Annotated in this window: 17 protein-coding genes; 1 reads left to right on the forward strand and 16 read right to left on the reverse strand. The window is 72.5% G+C overall.

Going from position 1 to position 19,577, the window contains the following annotated elements; genetic code table 11:
• Positions 1-90: 90 nt before the first annotated feature.
• The 9 genes from allB to ACFC2L_RS12775 all read right to left on the reverse strand — a co-directional run bounded on the left by allB (position 91) and on the right by ACFC2L_RS12775 (position 12,186).
• Positions 91-1,443, reverse strand: coding sequence for an allantoinase AllB (gene allB, locus ACFC2L_RS12735; protein ID WP_375824671.1), 1,353 nt, complete (start codon positions 1,441-1,443; stop codon positions 91-93).
• A 53-nt stretch (positions 1,444-1,496) separates the two neighbouring features.
• Positions 1,497-3,272 (reverse strand): glyoxylate carboligase, encoded by a 1,776-nt coding sequence (gene gcl, locus ACFC2L_RS12740; protein ID WP_375824672.1) that lies wholly within the window; start codon positions 3,270-3,272, stop codon positions 1,497-1,499.
• A gap of 44 nt (positions 3,273-3,316) precedes the next feature.
• A complete protein-coding gene (locus tag ACFC2L_RS12745; protein ID WP_375824673.1) occupies positions 3,317-4,201 on the reverse strand; it encodes a 2-hydroxy-3-oxopropionate reductase in 885 nt (294 codons plus the stop codon).
• A 64-nt stretch (positions 4,202-4,265) separates the two neighbouring features.
• Entirely contained in the window at positions 4,266-5,072 is an 807-nt protein-coding gene (locus ACFC2L_RS12750) for a hydroxypyruvate isomerase family protein (RefSeq protein WP_375824674.1), read from the reverse strand.
• 619 nt (positions 5,073-5,691) lie between these two features.
• Entirely contained in the window at positions 5,692-6,267 is a 576-nt protein-coding gene (locus ACFC2L_RS12755; RefSeq protein ID WP_375824675.1) for an Ltp family lipoprotein, read from the reverse strand.
• Between the two features lie 434 nt (positions 6,268-6,701).
• Complete coding sequence (locus tag ACFC2L_RS12760; protein WP_053371404.1) at positions 6,702-7,532, reverse strand: bifunctional allantoicase/(S)-ureidoglycine aminohydrolase; 831 nt, start codon at positions 7,530-7,532, stop codon at positions 6,702-6,704.
• A gap of 97 nt (positions 7,533-7,629) precedes the next feature.
• Positions 7,630-9,000 carry a DUF6986 family protein gene (locus ACFC2L_RS12765; protein WP_375824676.1) on the reverse strand — a complete coding sequence of 457 codons (1,371 nt, stop codon included), beginning with the start codon at positions 8,998-9,000 and terminating at the stop codon, positions 7,630-7,632.
• Positions 9,000-10,646 (reverse strand): malate synthase A, encoded by a 1,647-nt coding sequence (gene aceB, locus ACFC2L_RS12770; protein ID WP_375824677.1) that lies wholly within the window; start codon positions 10,644-10,646, stop codon positions 9,000-9,002. The genes ACFC2L_RS12765 and aceB overlap by 1 nt, the downstream gene beginning before the upstream one ends.
• 43 nt (positions 10,647-10,689) lie before the next feature.
• A complete protein-coding gene (locus ACFC2L_RS12775; RefSeq protein WP_375824678.1) occupies positions 10,690-12,186 on the reverse strand; it encodes an NAD-dependent malic enzyme in 1,497 nt (498 codons plus the stop codon).
• Positions 12,187-12,313: 127 nt separating this feature from the next.
• On the opposite strand from ACFC2L_RS12775, the gene ACFC2L_RS12780 reads away from it, so the two are divergent.
• Positions 12,314-13,126: an IclR family transcriptional regulator gene (locus ACFC2L_RS12780; protein WP_375824679.1), complete on the forward strand. Its 813-nt coding sequence runs from the start codon at positions 12,314-12,316 to the stop codon at positions 13,124-13,126.
• A gap of 121 nt (positions 13,127-13,247) precedes the next feature.
• Here ACFC2L_RS12780 and pucL read toward each other — a convergent pair whose 3' ends face one another.
• From pucL to gatC, 7 genes are all read right to left on the reverse strand, one after another.
• Complete coding sequence (pucL, locus tag ACFC2L_RS12785) at positions 13,248-14,189, reverse strand: factor-independent urate hydroxylase (RefSeq protein WP_375824680.1); 942 nt, start codon at positions 14,187-14,189, stop codon at positions 13,248-13,250.
• Position 14,190: 1 nt separating this feature from the next.
• On the reverse strand, positions 14,191-14,559 hold the full coding sequence (gene uraH / locus ACFC2L_RS12790) for a hydroxyisourate hydrolase (RefSeq protein WP_375824681.1): 369 nt from the start codon (positions 14,557-14,559) through the stop codon (positions 14,191-14,193).
• Positions 14,556-15,053, reverse strand: a complete 498-nt coding sequence (uraD, locus tag ACFC2L_RS12795; RefSeq protein WP_375824682.1) for a 2-oxo-4-hydroxy-4-carboxy-5-ureidoimidazoline decarboxylase — start codon at positions 15,051-15,053, stop codon at positions 14,556-14,558. Before uraD ends, uraH begins: the two co-directional genes overlap by 4 nt.
• Positions 15,054-15,408: 355 nt before the next feature.
• Entirely contained in the window at positions 15,409-16,014 is a 606-nt protein-coding gene (locus tag ACFC2L_RS12800; RefSeq protein WP_375824683.1) for a GNAT family N-acetyltransferase, read from the reverse strand.
• A 4-nt stretch (positions 16,015-16,018) separates the two neighbouring features.
• Positions 16,019-17,524: an Asp-tRNA(Asn)/Glu-tRNA(Gln) amidotransferase subunit GatB gene (gene gatB, locus ACFC2L_RS12805; RefSeq protein ID WP_375824684.1), complete on the reverse strand. Its 1,506-nt coding sequence runs from the start codon at positions 17,522-17,524 to the stop codon at positions 16,019-16,021.
• Positions 17,521-19,062, reverse strand: a complete 1,542-nt coding sequence (gatA, locus tag ACFC2L_RS12810) for an Asp-tRNA(Asn)/Glu-tRNA(Gln) amidotransferase subunit GatA (RefSeq protein ID WP_375824686.1) — start codon at positions 19,060-19,062, stop codon at positions 17,521-17,523. The genes gatB and gatA overlap by 4 nt, the downstream gene beginning before the upstream one ends.
• A 1-nt stretch (position 19,063) precedes the next feature.
• Entirely contained in the window at positions 19,064-19,360 is a 297-nt protein-coding gene (gene gatC, locus ACFC2L_RS12815; protein WP_253050666.1) for an Asp-tRNA(Asn)/Glu-tRNA(Gln) amidotransferase subunit GatC, read from the reverse strand.
• Positions 19,361-19,577 lie beyond the last annotated feature (217 nt).

Consider the following 19,577-nt stretch of genomic DNA (forward strand, 5'->3'; position numbering starts at 1 on the left):
CCACCAGCGGTGCCGCCCCGTCGTCGTCGGTCGGGTTCGGTGGTTCCCCGTGCCCGGCCCCCGCGGCCGGGCACGGGAGTCTTCAGCCCCTCACGCCTCGCCGCGGGCGAGGAGGCGACCGGTGGGGCGGTCGAACGTGATCTCCTCGCCGCGCAGGTACGTCGCGACGACGGCGCCCGAGAGCACGCGGTCGGCGTACGGCGTGATGGGGTTCTTGTGGTGCAGGGCCCTCGGGTCGACGACGAACGCCGTGTCCGGCTCGACGATCGCGAGGTCGGCGTCGAAGCCGAGCGTGATCGAGCCCTTGCGCCGGAGCCCGGCGATGCCGGCCGGGCGTGACGACATCCACTCCACGACGCGCGCGAACGGCACGCCCCGCGTCCGGGCCTCCGTCCACACGATCGCGAGGCCGAGCTGGAGCGACGAGACGCCGCCCCACGCCGTCCCGAAGTCGCCCGTGTCGAGGTCCTTGAGGTCGAGGGTGCTCGGCGAGTGGTCCGAGACGACGCAGTCGATCGTGCCGTCGACCAGCCCCTCCCAGAGCAGCTCGCGGTTGTCGATCTCCCGGATGGGCGGGCAGCACTTGAACTGCGTCGCGCCGTCGGGGATCTCCTCGGCCGCGAGCGCCAGGTAGTGCGGGCAGGTCTCGACCGTGATCCGTACGCCCTCGCGCTTCGCGCTGCGGATCATCGGCAGCGCGTCGGAGCTCGACAGGTGGAGCACGTGGGCGCGCGCGCCCGTCCAGCGGGCTGCCTCGATCACGGCGGCGATCGCGACGTTCTCCGCGCCGCGCGGGCGGGACGCGAGGAACGTGTCGTAGTGGTCGCCGTGCGGCGTGGGCGCGTGCTCGATGGCGCGCGAGTCCTCGGCGTGCACGAGCATCAGCCCGTCGAAGTCCCCGAGGACGCGCAGGTCCGCCTCCAGCTCGTCGGGCTCGAGGTACCCGAACTCCTCGACGCCCGAGTGCAGCAGGAAGCACTTGAAGCCGAACACGCCGGCGTCCCACAGCGGACGCAGCTCGTCGGCGTTGCCGGGCACGGCACCGCCCCAGAACCCGACGTCGACGAACGCCTGGTCCCGCGCGACCTTCTGCTTGGTCTCCAGCGCCGCGACGTCGACCGTCGGGGGGATCGAGTTGAGCGGCATGTCGACGATCGTCGTCACCCCGCCCGCGGCGGCGGCCCGCGTCGCGGACGCGAACCCCTCCCACTCGGTGCGCCCGGGCTCGTTGACGTGCACGTGCGTGTCGACGAGCCCGGGGACCAGCACCTGGTGCGGCGCCAGCTCGACGACGCGCGCGCCGTCGAGCCCGGCGCCGAGCGGCTCGATCGCGCGGACCACTCCCCCGCTGATCCCGACCTCGCGCGGGTGCTCGCCGCCAGCCACGAGCACCCGCTCGCCGCGCACGACGAGGTCGTAGTCGCGCTCCGTCGTCGCGCTCATCGCGGCCTCCTCCTGTCCGGGCACCCGTTCGTGCTCCCCACGGTGCGTCACGCTCAGTCGAGCAGCGCGACGGCGGTCGGCGCGTCGTCGGCCGAGATCGCGAGGTCCTCGAACTCGTTCACGCCCGTGAGCTCGACCCCCATCGCGATGTTGGTCACGCGCTCGAGGATCACCTCGACCACGACCGGCACGCGGAACTCGGCCGCCAGGGCCTGCGCCTTGGCGAACGCGTCGCCCAGCTCGGCGGGGTCGGTCACGCGGATCGCCTTGCAGCCGAGGCCCTCGGCGACCTTGACGTGGTCGACGCCGTAGCCGTTCACCTCGGGCGAGTTGACGTTCTCGAACGAGAGCTGCACGTGGTAGTCCATGTCGAACGCGCGCTGCGACTGCCGGATGAGGCCGAGGTAGGAGTTGTTCACGACGACGTGCACGTACGGCAGGTTGAACTGCGCGCCGACCGCGAGCTCCTCGATCATGAACTGGAAGTCGTAGTCGCCCGAGAGCGCGACGACCGGCTCGTCCGGCACGGCCTTCGCGACGCCGAGCGCCGCCGGTCCGGTCCAGCCGAGCGGGCCCGCCTGGCCGGCGTTGATCCAGTGCCGCGGCTTGTAGACGTGGAGGAACTGCGCGCCGGCGATCTGCGAGAGGCCGATCGTCGTGACGTAGCGGGTCTCGGGCCCGAACGCCTTGTTCATCTCCTCGTACACGCGCTGCGGCTTGATGGGGATCTCGGTGAAGTGCGTCTTGCGCTGCAGCGTGCGCTTGCGCTCGGCGCACTCGGCGGCCCAGCCGGAGTAGTCGCGCGCCCGTCCGGCGTCGCGGCGCTCGCGCGCGACCTCGACGAACAGCTCGAGGGCCGCCTTCGCGTCGGACACGATGCCGTAGTCGGGCGCGAACACGCGACCGATCTGCGTCGGCTCGATGTCGACGTGGACGAAGGTCCGGCCCGCGCGGTAGGTGTCGAGCCCGCCCGTGTGACGGTTGGCCCAGCGGTTGCCGATCCCGAGCACGAAGTCCGAGGCGAGCAGGTTCGCGTTGCCGTAGCGGTGCGACGTCTGCAGCCCCGCCATGCCGGCCATGAGCGCGTGGTCGTCAGGGATGACGCCCCAGCCCATGAGCGTCGGGATCACCGGGACGCCCAGGGTCTCGGCGAGCTCGACGAGCAGGTCCTCGCCCCCCGCGTTGACGATGCCGCCGCCCGCGATCAGCAGCGGACGCTCGGCCGCGAGGAGCAGGTCGATCGCCTTCTCGGCCTGCGCGCGCGTCGCCGTCGGGCGGTGCACGGGCAGCGGCTGGTAGGTGGCCGGGTCGAACTCGATCTCCGCGAGCTGCACGTCGATCGGCAGGTCGATGAGCACGGGGCCCGGGCGGCCCGAGCGCATGAGGTGGAACGCCTGCTGGAACACCTGCGGCACCTGGCCGGCCTCGAGGACGGTCTTGGCCATCTTGGTCACCGGAGCGGCGATGCTCGCGATGTCGACGGCCTGGAAGTCCTCCTTGTCGAGCTTGGCGACCGGCGCCTGGCCCGTGATGCACAGGATCGGGACCGAGTCGGCCCACGCGGCGTAGAGCCCGGTGATCATGTCGGTGCCCGCGGGGCCGGACGTGCCGACGCAGATGCCGATGTTGCCCGGCTTCGCCCGGGAGTAGCCGTCGGCCATGTGCGACGCGCCCTCGACGTGACGCGCGAGCACGTGCCCGATGCCGCCGTGGGCGCGCATCGCGGAGTAGAAGGGGTTGATGGCGGCGCCGGGCAGGCCGAAGGCCTGGGTGGCTCCCTCGATCTCGAGGATCGCCACGGCGGCGTCCACCGCACGCATACGAGGCATGGTTTCTCTCCTTGCTGGAGGTGACGTCGTCGTCAGGGGGAAGGTCAGGAGCCGTCGCGGCCGGACAGGCGCTCGACGCCGCGGAACAGGCCGGAGTGGTCGAGGCCGCCGTCGCCGTTGGCGCGGGCGGAGGCCATGAGCTGGGCGACGAGGCCGCCGAGCGGCGCGACGACCCCCGCCTCGCGGGCCGCGGCGGTGACGATGCCGAGGTCCTTGTGGTGCAGCTCGATGCGGAACCCGGGACCGAAGTCGCGGTCGAGCATCTTGCGCGCCTTCTGGTTCAGCACGGCCGAGCCGGCGAGCCCGCCTCCGAGCACCTCGATCGCGGCGTCGGTGTCGACGCCGTACGCCTCGAGGAACACGACCGCCTCGGCGAGCGCCTGGATGTTCGCGGCGACGATGAGCTGGTTCGCGGCCTTGACGGTCTGTCCGGAGCCGTTCGGGCCCACGTGCACGACCGTCTTGCCGACGACGTCGAGGAACGGCTTGGCCGCCTCGAAGTCCTCGGGCGTGCCGCCGACCATGATCGACAGCGCCGCGTTGATCGCGCCGGGCTCGCCGCCCGAGACGGGGGCGTCGACGATCCGCAGCCCCGCGTCCTTCGCCTGCTGCGCGAGCGCGACCGTGACGTCGGGACGGATCGAGGAGAAGTCGACGACGAGCGCGCCCGGCTTCGCGTTCGCGAGGACGCCGTCGTCGCCCGTGAGGACCGCCTCCACGTCGGGCGAGTCCGGGACCATGATCGCGACGACGTCGGCGCCGGAGACCGCGTCGGCGACCGACCCGGCCGCGCGCCCGCCCGCCTCGACGAGCGGCGCGGTCTTCTCGGGGTTGCGGTTGTAGCCCGCGACGTCGTGACCGGCGTTCTGCAGGTGGACGGCCATGGGGCTGCCCATGATGCCGAGTCCGATGAAGGCGATGGAGGCCATGGTGTGCTCCTCTGGGTGGTTCAGGTCGGGGGTCGAGGCGGCCGACGGACGGCCGGGGGTCGCGTCAGCGCTCGGCGGCGGGGAGCCACGCGAACGGGTCGGCGGCGTCGGTCTTGTACTCGAGACCGATCCAGCCGTCGTAGCCGCCGGCGCGCAGGTCCTTGGTCCAGCGGTCGATCGGCAGGTCGCCCGTGCCGGGCTCGCCGCGCCCGGGCGCGTCCGCGACCTGCACGTGCGCGATGCGGCCTCGGTGGGTCGACAGGGCCGCGTCGACGTCGTCGCCGTTGACGGCCAGGTGGTAGACGTCGAACAGGAGGCCGAGGTTCGTCTCGCCGTGGTCGGCCGCGACCCGGTCGAGGACGCGCACGGCGTCGGCGGCCGTCTTCAGCGGGTACGCCGGCGCGCCGCTCACGGGCTCGACGAGCACCGTGCCGCCGATGCGCCCGACGGCGCGGGCCGCGAGCGCGAGGTTCTCGGCGCCGAGCGCGTCCTGCGCCTCGGGCGACTCGCCCTCCTGGCGGTTGCCGTAGAGCGCGTTGAACGCGCGGCAGCCGGTGCGCTCGCCGATCGCGGTGACGACGTCGAGGTTCGCACGCAGGTCGGCCGACCGCGCGGGCCACGACACGAGGCCGCGGTCGCCGCCGGGCATGTTGCCGGCGTCGAAGTTGAGCCCGGTGAGCTGGACGCCCGCCGCCTCGATCGCGCCGACGAACGCGTCCACCTCGTCCTGCGCCGGCGTGGGCGACGCGAACGGCCACCAGAACTCGACCCCGCGGAAGCCCGCGGCCGCCGCGGCTGCCGGCCGCTCGAGCAGCGGCAGGTCCGTGAGCAGGATCGAGCAGTTGACGGTGTACGTCGGTGCGGGGCTCATCGTCGTCTCCCTGGATCCGTCCGCGTCTCGCTGCGTTGCGATTCCATTCTGCGGAACTTTTCTTCTGCTGTATGGAAGTGTAGACACCGTTCATGCAGAGCGTCAACCGTCGAAGAGGCCTCGGTGCGACGTCCAGGCCGTCGGCGCCTTCCCGTAGCTGGTGCGATGGGAAGCCCGTCAGCGGAGTCTCACGAGGGCGCGCAAGGCTGAACCTCTCCCAGGCCTCGGGTGCAGACCCTGGCGACGACGGTGGCAAGAGAGGGCGACGAACTTGGGCTCGCGCGCTGCTCTCGTCCGCTCTCACACGACCCACGAAGGCGGGTCGTGCGACGGCTCCCGTTTCCGGCGTGCGCGCTCGAGTCGCGCTCGGCGACGTTCAGACGTCGTGCATCATCGGGATGGCGAAGGCGAGACGCGCTGCCGCTCGGTCAGGAGGTCAAGGGCCGGTCGCGGTGCTCTTCGAGGAGTGGGCGGGCGTGGCCTTCGTGGAGGCGCAGAACGCGAGGCTCGACGGAGGCGCAAACCTCGTCGCTACAGGGACGTTCGTCGACAGGCGGAATCGACGTGCGGCCTGGTCCTCCACGACGCATGACGGCGACCGGTCGGGACCGGGCCTGAGTCACAGTCCCGTGGTACCCACTCCGTACTCGGCTTGCTCCGGCGTGAATCCTTCGAAGAGCAACTGGTCGACGAGACCGGCTCGCGAGAACGACGTCAAGTCGAGGTAGCTCGCCGCGCTCTCGGCGGCCTCCGCGTTCCAGTCAACGCCGCCCTCGGCCTCGAGTCGAGCGATGGCGAACTCGGCGTCGGCCGTGCTGAAACCCTCGAACTCGAGCTGCCCGATGAGGCCCGAACGCGAGAACCCCGTCAGGTCGAGGTAGCTCACGGCCGACCGGTACGCATTCTGCTGCGCGACCGACCCGATCCTCGCCGCTTCGGCAGCGGCCGCCTCTGCAGCAGCAGCCTCGTCAGCGAGTCGCTGCTCCTCCGCCAGCCGCTCCTCCTCGGCTTCCGCCGCCGCCGCAGCTTCCTCCTCGGCGAGGCGATCCGCCTCTGCTTGCTCCTCCGCAGCGATCTCGTCAGCCGACTTCTCGCCCGTATCGGCATCTTGCGTCGTCGCGACGACGACGGGATCTTCGCCTGCGCCGCCATTCCCGCCGACCAGCGCCGCGATGGCGACGATGAGCAGGACCACACCGCCTGCTCCCGTCAGGAGCTTGTGCCGCGCAATCCAGGACTTCCTCTGTGCTGCGCCAACGCTCTCCTCGCCGACACCGACCTCGGCAAGCGACTCTCGGGAATCGGAAGAACCGGCCCCGGCGTCATCGACCCAGAACCGCCACCCCTGCGGCGCGGGTCCCCATGCGGGGTCAGGCGACCAGCCTGGCGGCGGTGACCACCCTGGAGGGGGCGGCGGCCAGTTGGGCGGGGAGTTGTAGCGCGGTGCCATGAACACTCCATTGGTTCACGTGATCCGTTGCTGTACACCTCACTGTGGCACCGCCGGCGGGCCGAGAACCGTTCGGAGCCGGATGATCTTGCCGCCGCGCCGGGTGAAATCCCTGAAGCGCGTCGAGGGCCCGGCTCCGCGTGCGGAACCGGGCCCTCGTCGTGCTTCGTCAGGTCGCGTCAGCGCCGGCGGTCGAGCTTGACCTGCCGGTTCACGTCCTTGTAGAGCAGGTAACGGAACGGCTTGGGGCCGCCCGCGTAGCAGGCCTGCGGGCAGAACGCGCGGAGCCACATGAAGTCGCCCTCCTGGACCTCGACCCAGTCGCCGTTGAGGCGGTAGACCGCCTTGCCCTCGAGCACGTAGAGCCCGTGCTCCATGATGTGCGTCTCCGCGAACGGGATGGACCCGCCGGGCTGGAACGTCACGATGTTGACGTGCATGTCGTGCGCGAGGTCGTCGGGGTCGACGAACCGTGTCGTGACCCACACCCCGTCGGTGTCCGGCATCGCGCGCGGCTCGACGTCCTGCTCGCGCGTGACGAACGACGTCGCGGTGTGGCCCGGGATCGGCTCGTAGACCTTGCGGATCCACTGGAACGCCGCCTTGGCGTCCGACCGGTTGTGCAGCGCCCACCGCTCCCCCGCCGCGAGGTACGCGTACCCGCCCGGCTCCAGCACGTGCTCGACGCCCGCGAGCGTGAGCACGAGCGTGCCCTCGGTGACGAAGACGACGGACTGCACCGTCTCCTCGTCCTCGCCCTGGTCCGACCCGCCGCCGGGCGAGACCTCCATGACGTACTGCGCGAACGTCGTCGCGAACCCCTCGATCGGCCGGGCGAGCACCCACAGCCGGGTCTTCTCCCAGCCGGGCAGGTTGCTCGTGACGATGTCGCGCAGCACGCCGCGCGGGATCACCGTGTAGGCCTCGGTGACGATCGCGCGGTCGGTGAGCAGCTCGGTCTGGCCGGGCAGGCCACCCTGCGGGGTGTAGTAGGGGGTGGTCTGGGTCATGGGTTCACTCCTCGAGATGATGGCCCGGGCCGACGGCGGTCGGTCGCGGCGGGCTGGACGGGGGCGGCGGGTGGACGGGAAGGTGCGCGGGCGTGGGTCAACCCGCGACGAACTGCGGGGCGTGGCCCGAGACGCGGACGGCGTCGAGCCCGGCGCGGTCGAGACCGGTCGCGGCGCGGACCTCGGCCTCGGTGAGCGCGCCGCAGTCGACGCCGCGCCCGAGGAACCAGGCCATCGCCTTGGCCGTAGCGGGCTCGTCGAGCACGCCGCCGGCGTCGGGCACGAACCCGACGTACGCGGCGAGGCGCGCGAGCGCCGAGGCCGCGCCCTCGCGGTAGAACGCGTACGTCGCCGCGAACCGGCTCGGGAGCTGCGCGGGGTGCAGGTCCCAGCCCTGGTAGTAGCCGCGCTCGAGCGAGCGACGCACGAGCCGTCCGTGCAGGAGCCACGCCGCGTCGACGGCCTGCGGGTCGCCGACCGGGAGCACGTTCGTCGAGCCGTCCGAGAGCCGCACCCCCGTGCCCGCGACCGCGAGCTGCATGGCGGACTTCGCGTGGTCGGCCGCGGGGTGCTCCATCGACTGGTACGCCGCCGCGATGCCGAGGGACGCCGAGTAGTCGTACGTGCCGTAGTGCAGCGCGGTGACGCGGCCGGGTGCGGCGTGCACGAGCCGCGCGACGGTCGCGGTGCCGTCCGCCGCGAGCAGCGCCTGCGGCGTCTCGACCTGCACCTCGAACCGCAGGCTGCCCGGCTCCAGGCCGTTCGCCGCCTCGACACGCTCGCACGCGACCGCCATCGCCTCGACCTGCTGCGGCGCGGTGACCTTGGCGAGCGTGACGACGAAGCCGTCGGGCAGGCCCGCGTGTCCCTGCGCGGCGCGGGCCGCGACGAGCTCGGCCACGAACAGCGCGAGCGTGCGCACCCCGCGCCGGCGCGTGGCGGCCTCGAGGCACTTGATCCGGATGCCGGAGAACGGCGTCGCCGTGCCCTGTGCCTCGGCCCGCGCGAGCTCGCGCGCGGCCGCCGTGACCGCGGCGTCCTCGGCCGCGTCCCCGCGGTCCCCGAACCCGTCCTCGAAGTCGATCCGCAGGTCCTCGATCGCCTCGACCGCGAGCTTGGCGCGCACGCGCTCGGCGACGGCGTCGGCGAGGCCGTCCCCGGAGCCCGCACCGATCCCGAGCAGGTCGACGAGGCGACGTACCCCATCGACAGCACCGCCCGCCGCGTCGACGGCCTCTCGCGCCCGGGCCGCCCACTCGGGCACGAGACCCGCGGTGTACCGGTCGCCCGGCACGTAGACGGTATGCACGGGCTGGCGCGAGCCGTCGTCGCCCGGGTACCGCGCCTCGAGCTCCGCGTCCCACGGCCCGAGCAGACCGTCGAGCGTCGCGTGCAGCGCGGCGGTCCCCTGCTCGCTGAAGCCCTTCCCTGATGCCGAGCCCGATCCCTCCGGGAACCCCGCCGGCATCAGGAGGCGTCCTGCTCGTGCGCGACGACGTCCTCGTACGCGGGCAGCGTGAGGAAGTCGACGTAGTGCTCGTTGAGCGCGATGTCCGCGACGAGCGCGGCGGCCCGGTCGTACGGGCCGGCGTCGTACGCCTCGTGCCCGACGTCGTCGCGCAGCCGGGCGGTCTCCTCGCGCAGGAGCGTGCGGACCAGGTCGGCGGTGATCGTCGTGCCCGCGCCCTCCCCCGCGGTGAACGACGCGCCCGAGCGCACCCACTGCCACACCTGCGAGCGCGAGATCTCCGCGGTCGCGGCGTCCTCCATGAGGTTGTGGATCGCGACCGCGCCGTTGCCCGCGAGCCACGCCGCGACGTACGCGACCGACACGTAGAGGTTGTTGCGCAGCCCGGCCTCCGTGATGTCACCCCCTGCGGTCGAGACGTCGAGGAGCTGCTCGGCCGTGACGTGGACCTCAGGGCGCTGCCGGTCGAGCTGGTTGGGCCGCTCGCCCAGCACGCCGTCGAACACCTCGCGGCACACGGGCACGAGGTCGGGGTGCGCGACCCACGACCCGTCGAACCCGTCGCCCGCCTCACGCTGCTTGTCGGCGCGCACCTTGTCGAAGGCCTGGGCCGTGACCTCGGGCTCGCGACGGTTCGGGATGACCGCGGCCATGCCGCCCATCGCGAAGGCGCCGCGCCTGTGGCACGTCTGGACGAGCAGCTCCGTGTACGCCCGCATGAAGGGCGCGGTCATGGTGATGGCGCCGCGGTCGGGCAGCGTGAACGACGGACCGGAGTCGCGGAAGTACTTGATGACCGAGAACAGGTAGTCCCAGCGCCCGGCATTGAGCCCCGACGCGTGGTCGCGCAGCTCGTAGAGGATCTCGTCCATCTCGAACGCGGCCGGGATGGTCTCGATGAGGACGGTCGCGCGGATCGTCCCGTGCGGGACGCCCAGGGACTCCTCGGCGTGCGTGAAGACCTCGTCCCACAGCCGCGCCTCGAGGTGCGACTCCATCTTGGGCAGGTAGTAGTAGGGGCCCGAACCGCGCGCGAGGAGCTCCGCGGCGTTGTGGAAGAAGTGCAGGCCGAAGTCGACGAGCGCGCCGACGGCGGGCGTCCCGTCCACCGTGAGGTGCACCTCGTCGAAGTGCCACCCGCGTGGTCGCACGACCATGACGGCGAGCGGGTCGCCGTCGGCCTCGGGACGCAGCGCGTACTGCTTGCCCTCCGGCGACGTGAACGCGAGCGTGCGGCGCGTGGCGTCGTGCAGAGCGACCTGGCCCCCGACGACGTTCGCCCAGTGCGGCGTCGACGCGTCCTCGAGGTCGGCGAGCCAGACCTTCGCTCCCGAGTTGAGGGCGTTGATCGCCATCTTCGGCGTGGGCGGGCCGGTGATCTCGACGCGGCGGTCGACCAGGTCGGCGGGCGCACCCGCGACGGTCCAGTCGCCTGCGCGCACGTCGGCGGTCTCGGGCAGGAAGTCGAGGCGTCCTGTGCGGGAGACCTCGTCGCGGCGCGCGGCGCGCGCGGCGAGGAGCTCGTCGCGGCGGGCACCGAAGCGCCGCTGCAGGTCGGCGACGAAGTCGAGCGCGTCGGGCGTGAGGATCTCGTCGGACCGTTCGACGGCGGGTCCGTGGACGGCGACGGCCGTGGTGGTGGTCATGGTGGTGTCCTTTCTGCGGGCGTTCAGGGCTGACGACGGTGCGTCAGGCCCGGGGCGCCGTCCCGGCGTGGTGACCCGACGTGGTGCTCTCCTGAGCCTGCTCCGCACGGGCGCGCTCCGCGACCTCGGCGACGGCGCGCGCGACGGCCTTGGAGACGGCGGGCTCGAACACGCTCGGCACGATGTAGCTCGCGCTGAGCTCCTCGGGCGCGACGGCGTCCGCGATGGCGACGGCCGCGGCGCGCAGCATCTCGTCCGAGATCTCGCTCGCGCCGACGTCCAGCAGCCCGCGGAACAGGCCCGGGAAGGCGAGCACGTTGTTGATCTGGTTCGGGTAGTCGCTGCGGCCCGTCGCGACGACGGTCGCGTGCTGCGCGGCGGCGATGGGGTCGACCTCGGGCGTCGGGTTCGCGAGCGCGAAGACGATCGCGTCGTCGGCCATCGTCGCGACGTCGTCGCCCGTGAGGATGTTCGGGCCGGACACGCCGATGAACACGTCGGCCCCCGCGAGGCCCTCGCGCAGCGTGCCCGTGAAGCCCTCGGCGTTGGTCGTCTCGGCCAGACGACGGCGGTGCTCGTCGGTGAGGTTCGCGCCCGGGTGGATCGCCCCGTGGCGGTCGAACGCGACGATGCGGCGCGCGCCCTGGCCCTGGAGCAGCGAGATGATCGCGTTGCCCGCGGCACCGACGCCCGAGACGACGACGCGCACGTCCTCGATCTGCTTGCCCACGACGCGCAGCGCGTTCGTCAGCGCGGCGAGCACGACGATCGCGGTGCCGTGCTGGTCGTCGTGGAACACGGGGATGTCCAGCTCCTCGCGCAGGCGGCGCTCGATCTCGAAGCAGCGCGGCGCGGAGATGTCCTCGAGGTTGATCCCGCCGTACACGGGCGCGATCGCCTTGACGGTGCGGATGATCTCCTCGGTGTCGGTCGTGTCGAGGCAGACCGGCCAGGCGTCGACGCCCGCGAACTGCTTGAAGAGCGCGGCCTTGCCCTCCATGACCGGGAGCGCCGCGGCGGGACCGATGTCGCCCAGGCCGAGGACGGCCGTGCCGTCCGTGACGACGGCGACGGTGTTGCGCTTGACCGTCAGACGACGCGCGTCCTCGGGGCGCTCCGCGATGGCGAGGCACACGCGCGCCACGCCCGGCGTGTAGGCGCGGGCCAGGTCGGCGCGGTGGCGCAGCGGCACCTTGGGGTTGACCTCGAGCTTGCCGCCGAGGTGCATGAGGAACGTCGCGTCGCTCACGTGCCGCACGGTGAGGCCGTCGAGCGCGCCCAGCGCGTCCCGGATCTGCTCCACGTGCGCGGCGTCGACGGTGTCGGCCGTGATGTCGACGACGAGGCGGTCGGCGCCCGACTCCGAGACGTCGACGCCCGTGATCGCGGCGCCCGTCGCGCTCACGGCGGCGACGAGGTCGCTCGCGGTGCGGTGCCCGCTCGGGGCCTCGACACGCAGCGTGATGGAGTAGCTCGGGCTGGTCGCCGCGGCCTTCGCCGTCGAGGCCGGCGTCTCCGGGGCCTTCGTCTCGGACGTCATGTTCGTTCCTTCTTCTCGTATGCTGATGCGTGTCTTCCGTGATGCGGAAGGGAGCGGGACGGTCCCGCACTGCTCAGGCGAGGTGCGCCCGCCGTCGGGCGGCACCTGGTGGACAGGAGATGGTGAGATGGCCGAGACCTCGGCGGCGACGGAGCCGACGGAGACCGCGCCGAGCGCCCGGCCGGCGAAGCCGGCCGGGGGCGTGCAGTCCGTGGACCGGGCGATCGAGCTGCTCGAGCTGCTCGCCGACTTCGGCGGCGAGTCCGGGCTCAGCGAGCTCGCGCAGCACGCCGGGCTGCCCCTGCCGACGATCCACCGGCTGCTGCGGACGCTGCTCGCCCAGGGCTACGTGCGCCAGACGCCGTCGCGCCGCTACACGCTCGGCCCGCGGCTCATCCGCCTCGGCGAGTCGGCGGGGCGCCAGCTCGGCGCCGGCGCCCGCCCCTACCTCGAGCGGCTCGCGCACGACCTCGGGGAGTCGGCGAACCTCGCGATGATCGACCGCGACATGGCCGTCTACGTCGCCCAGGCCTCGTCGAGCCACTCGATGCGGATGTTCACCGAGGTCGGCCGGCGCGTGTACACGCACTGCACGGGCGTCGGCAAGGCCGTGCTCGCCCAGCTCCCCGACCAGACGGTGCGGGAGATCATGGGCCGGGTCGGCATGCCGCCCGCGACGGACCAGTCGATCACCGACGTCGACGCGCTCCTCACCGAGCTCGCGGCGACGCGCGACCGCGGCTACGCGATCGACGACGGCGAGCAGGAGCTCGGCGTGCGCTGCTTCGCCGTCGCGGTGCCCGACGCCCCGACCCCCACCGCCCTGTCCGTCTCCGGCCCCGCGGCCCGCGTGACGTACGAGTTCGGGGAGCGCGCCGTGCCGGTGCTGCACCGCGTCGCGAGCGAGCTCACGCGCGAGCTCATCACCGCAGCGCCCTGAGGCGACGCCCGGGCCGGAGCGGCCGGGTGGCGCCGCGCCCGGCCACGACGGTGCGGGCGCGCCCTGCCGGACCGCGGGGGCTCCGCGGCCGGGCAGGGCGCGTCCGTCCGTCATGGTCGGCTCAGCAGAACCCGGTGACGGACGCCCAGGCGCGCGGCTCGGCCGGCTCGCCCTCGCGCTGCACCGTCGCCTCGATGAGGCCGTATGGACGGTCGGCCGCGAAGAAGACCTCGTTCGGGTTGTCGAGGCCGAACGGCGCCAGGTCCACGAGGAAGTGGTGCTTGTTCGGCATCGAGAACTTGATCTCGGCGATCTCCGGGACGGCCTCCAGGACCGCCTTGCCCATCGCGAACAGCGTCTGCTGCAGCGCGAGCGAGTGGGTCGTCGCGAACGCCTCGAGCTGGATGGCGCGGACCTTCGCGTACACGGCGTCGAAGTCGACGTCCGTCGTCGTGTAGCGCCAGCGCGAGGTGACCGACGTCGCGAGGATGCGGTCGTTCGTCTCCACGAGCGTCGTGTAGCGGTCGCGCGGGAACCCGTGGAACTCCGAGCCCGTCGACTTGAGCACGACGAGGTCCGTGAGACCCGAGACGACGAAAACCTCGTCGCCGTCGCGCTGGACGACCGTCGTGCGCGTCTCCTGGTTGTTCCGGACGAACGCGTGGTCGTGCTCGCCCTCCGCGGTCTCGATGCGGTTCCAGGAGTACTGCTCGATCTCCCAGCGGCCACCCTCGATCCACTCGAAGTCCTCGACGAAGTGCTGGCCGAGGCGGATCGCGAAGTCCTCGATCGCGCCGACGCCGTCGCGGGCGAACGCGTAGATCGTGTTCTTCTGGGTGTCGGTGGCGACGCACTTGGAGTTGTCGCCCTCCAGGTGCGTGGCCTCCTGGCCGCCCCGCAGCTGCGAGGAGACGTTGAGGTCCGTGATCTCGTGGCGAGGCGTGGCGCGGTCGACGCGCACGAGGCGCACCTCCGCCTTGCCCCACTGGTTGTCGCCCAGGACGATGGCCCCGCTGCTCTGCGTGGCCGCCGGCTGCGCGGCGGTCGTGGTGGTGGTGCTCATGTCAGCTCCCTCGATAGGTCGAGTAGGCGAACGGGCTGAGCAGGACGGGGACGTGGTAGTGCTGCTCAGCGCGCGCCACCCGGAAGACGATGACGACCTCCGGGTAGAAGGACACGGTGTCTCGCCGGTCGAAGTACTCACCCGTGTCGAACACGAGCCGGTACGTACCGGGGACGAGGGTCTCGGGCCCGAGCTGGGGCACGCGACCGTCGTCGTTCGTGCGGGAGGACGCCACCAGGGACCAGCCCTGCCCCGTCGTCCTGTCCGCGATCTCCGGAGCCGCCTCCAGGCGGACGGCGATCCCCTCGGCGGGCCTACCGCTGGCCGCGTCGAGTACGTGCGTGGTGATGTGGCTGGCGTGGGTGCTCATGGGGTCAGCATTCCCTTCAGCCGCAGCGCGGCGATCTCGCGCAGGTTGCGGGCGGCGTTCGCCCGCTCGGTCTCGGCGTCGTTGCCGAGCCGCTCGGTGAGCTGCTCGAGGATCTCCTCGGCGCTGCGCCCGGCGGCCCGGACGAGGAACACGTGCCCGAACCGCTCCTCGTAGGCACGGTTCCCGTCCGCGAGGCGGCGCGCCACGTCGTCGTCGGAGGTGTCGACGCCGGACTGCTCGGCGCGCGACATGGTCGCGTCCGCGGCGCTGCCCCGGGCACGCTCCCCGATCCGAGGGTGACGGGCGAGCGCGGAGTCGACCTCGTCGTCCGTCCACGGGTCGGCCGCCCCGAGGGCGGCGTCGGCCGCGTCCTCGACGCTCGCGTACGGGCGTCCGTCGGCGACGGCGTCGGCCCAGCGCGTGACGTGCGCGCACGCGAGGAGCGCCTCGCGCGCCGCCGACGGCGACAACCGGTTGAACTCGTCCAGCGTCATCGCTGCGTGTCCCTCTCGACGTCCGGCCGGTCGGCGGTGCCGGACCTGACCTGGCCTACGATGCAATTCCACATCTCGGAAGTTTGTTTCCGTCTTATGAATGTACGTCGGACGGCTGCGCCATGTCAACCACGGTCCCCCGCCGTCGGCGTCACCGCACGTCGCACCACGGCTGCACGGACGACGGCGCCGACGGCGGCACGGACGGCGTCCCCGCGCCGCGCACGCGGCACGGCCCGGATGCCGGTTCACCTCCGGGGACGACACGGGCTCTCGCCCCGAGGGACGACGAAGGGCCCGGCAGCAGCAGCTGCCGGGCCCTTCGGCCGGTCGGACGCGGGAGCTCCCGCCGCGCTCAGGACGCGCCGAGCCCCGCCCGGAACTCGTCCTCGAGGATGCTCATGACGGTGGCGTCCGCCCAGCCGTCGCCGTCGCGGTAGACGTCGCGCAGCCGGCCCTCCTCGCGGAAGCCCAACGACTCGTAGAGCATCCGTGCCCGCGGGTTGATGCTCAGCACGTCCAGGCTCACACGGTGCAGGCGCGGACCCTCGTGGCGGACCCCGTCGGCGTCGGTCGCGCCCTCGAACGCGAACCGCAGCACCTCGAAGATCGCCTCACGACCGTAGCCGCGGCCCCGGTAGTTCGGGAGCAGCGAGAGGCGCAGGTTCGCCGAGCGGGCGTCCTCGTCGAGGTCGTTGAGCACGATCTCGCCGAGCATCTCGTCGCTCACGAGCTGACCGTCGCGCACGGCGCTCGCCGTGACGGCCCAGTCGTACCGGCCGTCGCGGTCGCTGATCGTCGCCGACCACTCGTCGATCTGGTCGCGCGTGAACGTCGCCGTCGTCCCCGTGAGCCGGTTGGACTCCGGGTCCTGGAGCGACTCCCACATGCGGTCGGCGTCCCGCGCCTCGATCGGGCGCAGGCGCACCATCTCCCCGAGCAGGACCGGTCCGCGCGTCACGGCGTCAGCCGATCCGCTCGAGGATGAGCTCGCGCACACGACCGGCGTCCGCCTGGCCGCGCGTCGCCTTCATGACCGCGCCGATGATCGCGCCGACCGGCCCGAGGTTGCCGCCCCGCACCTTCTCGACGACGTCCGGCTGCGCGGCCAGCGCCTCGTCGATCGCGGCCAGGAGCGCGCCGTCGTCGGACACGACCTCCAGGCCCCGCGCCGTGACGACGGCCTCCGGGTCCCCTTCGCCGGCGAGGACGCCGTCGAGGACCTGGCGGGCGAGCTTGTCGTTGATCCGGCCCGCGTCGACGAGCCCCTGCAGCGCCGCGACCTGCGCGGGCGTCACGGGAAGCTGCTCGAGCGTGACCTCGTCCTGCTTCGCGCGACGGGCGAGCTCGCCCATCCACCACTTGCGCGCACCGGCCGGGCTCGTCCCGGCCGCGACCGTCGCCTCGATGAGGTCGATCGCGCCGGCGTTGACGACGTCCCGCATCTCGGCGTCCGCGTAGCCCCACTCGCCCTGGAGACGACGGCGGCGCGCGACCGGAAGCTCCGGCAGCGCGGCGCGGATCTCCTCGACCCACTCGCGCGGCGGCGCGACGGGGACCAGGTCGGGCTCCGGGAAGTACCGGTAGTCCTCGGCGTCGGACTTGACGCGCCCCGACGTCGTGATGCCCGTGTCCTCGTGCCAGTGCCGCGTCTCCTGGATCACCGTGCCGCCGGCGTCAAGGACGGCGGCCTGGCGCGAGACCTCGTACCGGACCGCGCGCTCGACGGAGCGGAACGAGTTGACGTTCTTCGTCTCCGTGCGGGTGCCGAGCGGCGACTCGGGCGTCGGACGCAGCGAGAGGTTCACGTCGGCCCGGACGTTGCCGCGCTCCATGCGGGCCTCGGACACGTCGAGCGCCCGGAAGATGTCGCGCAGCGTCTGCACGTACGCACGCGCGACCTCCGGCGCGCGGTCGCCCGCGCCCGTGATCGGCCGCGTGACGATCTCCACCAGCGGGATGCCGGCCCGGTTGTAGTCGACGAGCGAGTACTCGGCGCCGTGGATGCGGCCGGTCGCGCCACCCACGTGGGTGTTCTTGCCGGCGTCCTCCTCCATGTGCGCGCGCTCGATCTCGACACGGAACACGGTCCCGTCCTCGAGCTCGACGTCGATCCACCCGTCGTACGCGATGGGCTCGTCGTACTGCGACGTCTGGAAGTTCTTCGGGACGTCCGGGTAGAAGTAGTTCTTGCGTGCGAACCGGCAGGTCTCGGCGATCTGGCAGTTCAGCGCGAGGCCGATGCGGATCGCGTACTCGACGGCCTTGCCGTTGACGACGGGCAGCGCCCCCGGCAGGCCGAGGGACACCGGGGTGACCTGGGTGTTCGGCTCGGCGCCGAAGCTTACCTCGGCCGGGCAGAACATCTTGGTCAGCGTGCCGAGCTCGACGTGCACCTCGATCCCGATGACGGGGTCGTAGCGGCGCGTGGCGTCGGCGTAGTCGACGAGGTCGACGGTCGTGGCGGTCATCCGACCTGGCCTTCCTTCTCGATGGTGGCCGTGGGCAGCGCCGGCGCGCGGTCGAGCAGCGGCCCGCCCCACGCGCTGAGGAGCGCGGACTCGAGCGCGGCGCCCACCCGGTACATGCGGTCGTCGGCCTTGGCCGGCGCGAGGATCTGGAACCCGACGGGCAGGCCGTCGTCCGACAGGCCCGACGGCACCGACATCCCCGGGACCCCGGCGAGGTTCGCGGGGATCGTCGCGACGTCGTTGAGGTACATCGCGAGCGGGTCGTCGAGCTTCTCGCCGAACCGGAACGCCGTGGTCGGCGCCGTCGGGGAGACGAGCACGTCCGCCTGCTCGAACGCCGCCGCGAAGTCGCGCTGGATGAGCGTGCGGACCTTCTGCGCGCTGCCGTAGTAGGCGTCGTAGTAGCCCGCCGACAGGGCGTAGGTGCCGAGGATGATGCGGCGCTTCACCTCGTCGCCGAACCCGGCGCCACGCGTCGCGGCCATGACCCGCTCCGCGGTCACGGGACCCTCCTCGGGCTCCACGCGCAGGCCGAAGCGCATGCCGTCGAACTTGGCGAGGTTGCTCGACGCCTCCGACGGCATGATGAGGTAGTACGCGCCGAGCGCGTACTCGAAGTGCGGGCAGGAGACCTCGACGATCTCCGCGCCCAGGCCCCGCAGGAGGTCGAGCGACTGCGCGAACCGCGCGCTCACGCCCTCCTGGTAGCCCTCGCCGTTGAGCTCCTTGACGACGCCGACGCGCAGGCCCGAGAGGTCGCCCGTCGCGCCCTGCACAGCCGCGTCGACGAGCGCCGGCCCACGACCGGGGATGGACGTCGAGTCCCGCGGGTCGTAGCCGCCGATGAGCTCGTGGAGCAGCGCGGAGTCGAGCACGGTGCGCGTCACCGGGCCCGCCTGGTCCAGCGACGACGCCATCGCGATGAGGCCGTAGCGCGAGACGCCGCCGTACGTCGGCTTGACGCCCACGGTGCCCGTCACGGCACCGGGCTGGCGGATCGAGCCACCCGTGTCCGTGCCGATCGCGAGAGGCGCCTCGAACGCGGCGACCGCCGCCGCGGAACCGCCACCGGAACCGCCGGGGATGCGGTCGAGGTCCCACGGGTTGCGCGTGTTGCCGAAGGCAGAGTGCTCGGTCGACGAGCCCATGGCGAACTCGTCCATGTTCGTCTTGCCGAGGATCGGCAGCCCGGCGGCGCGGATCTTCTCGACGAGCGTCGCGTCGTACGGCGGGACCCACCCCTCGAGGATCTTCGAGCCGGCCGTCGTGGGCATGCCCTTCGTCACGACGACGTCCTTGACGGCGATCGGCACGCCGGCGAGCGGGTGCAGCTCCTCGCCGCCCACACGCCGCTCGTCGACGGAGCGCGCCGTCGCCAGCGCCTCCTCGGCGTTCACGTGCAGGAACGCGTTCACCGCGCCGTCGACCGCGGCGATCCGGTCCAGGTGCGCCCGGGTCGCGTCGACGCTCGAGAAGTCGCGTGCGATCAGTCCCTCCGCCAGCTCGGCGGCGGACAGTCGGGTCAGGTCCTCGCTCATCTCACTCCTCCCCGAGGATCTGCGGGACGGCGAAGCGCCCGTCCTCGGCCGACGGCGCCGCGGCGAGCACGTCCTCGACCGGCAGCGGCGGCTCGGGGACGTCGTCCCGGAAGACGTTGGTCATCGGGAGCGGGTGGCTCGTCGCGGGGACGTCGGGCGTCGCGACCTCGCTGACCTTGGCGATGGCGTCGACGATCACGTCGAGCTCGCCGGAGAGCCGGTCCAGCTCCTCAGGTCGCAGATCGATGCGGGCCAGCGCGGCGACGCGCGCGACCTCGTCACGGGAGATGGTGGACATGGTCGCCATTCTAGTGGTGACCGGCGACGTGCCCACCGCGCCGCCCCTCCCCGATACGCGGGTGCGACCGATGTCGTCCCGCCGAGGCTGAACCCCGGCCGGGTCCGTGGTGGGGGTTCGGTTCTAGGCCCTGTCCTGCGAATGTTCTTGGCATGTGTCCGGTAATGTCCGGGTTGTGGGTGTGGGGCGTGGTGAGCTGACTGACACGGCGTGGGCG

The sequence above is a fragment of the Cellulosimicrobium sp. NPDC055967 genome (assembly GCF_042269845.1).
Lineage (GTDB): Bacteria > Actinomycetota > Actinomycetes > Actinomycetales > Cellulomonadaceae > Cellulosimicrobium.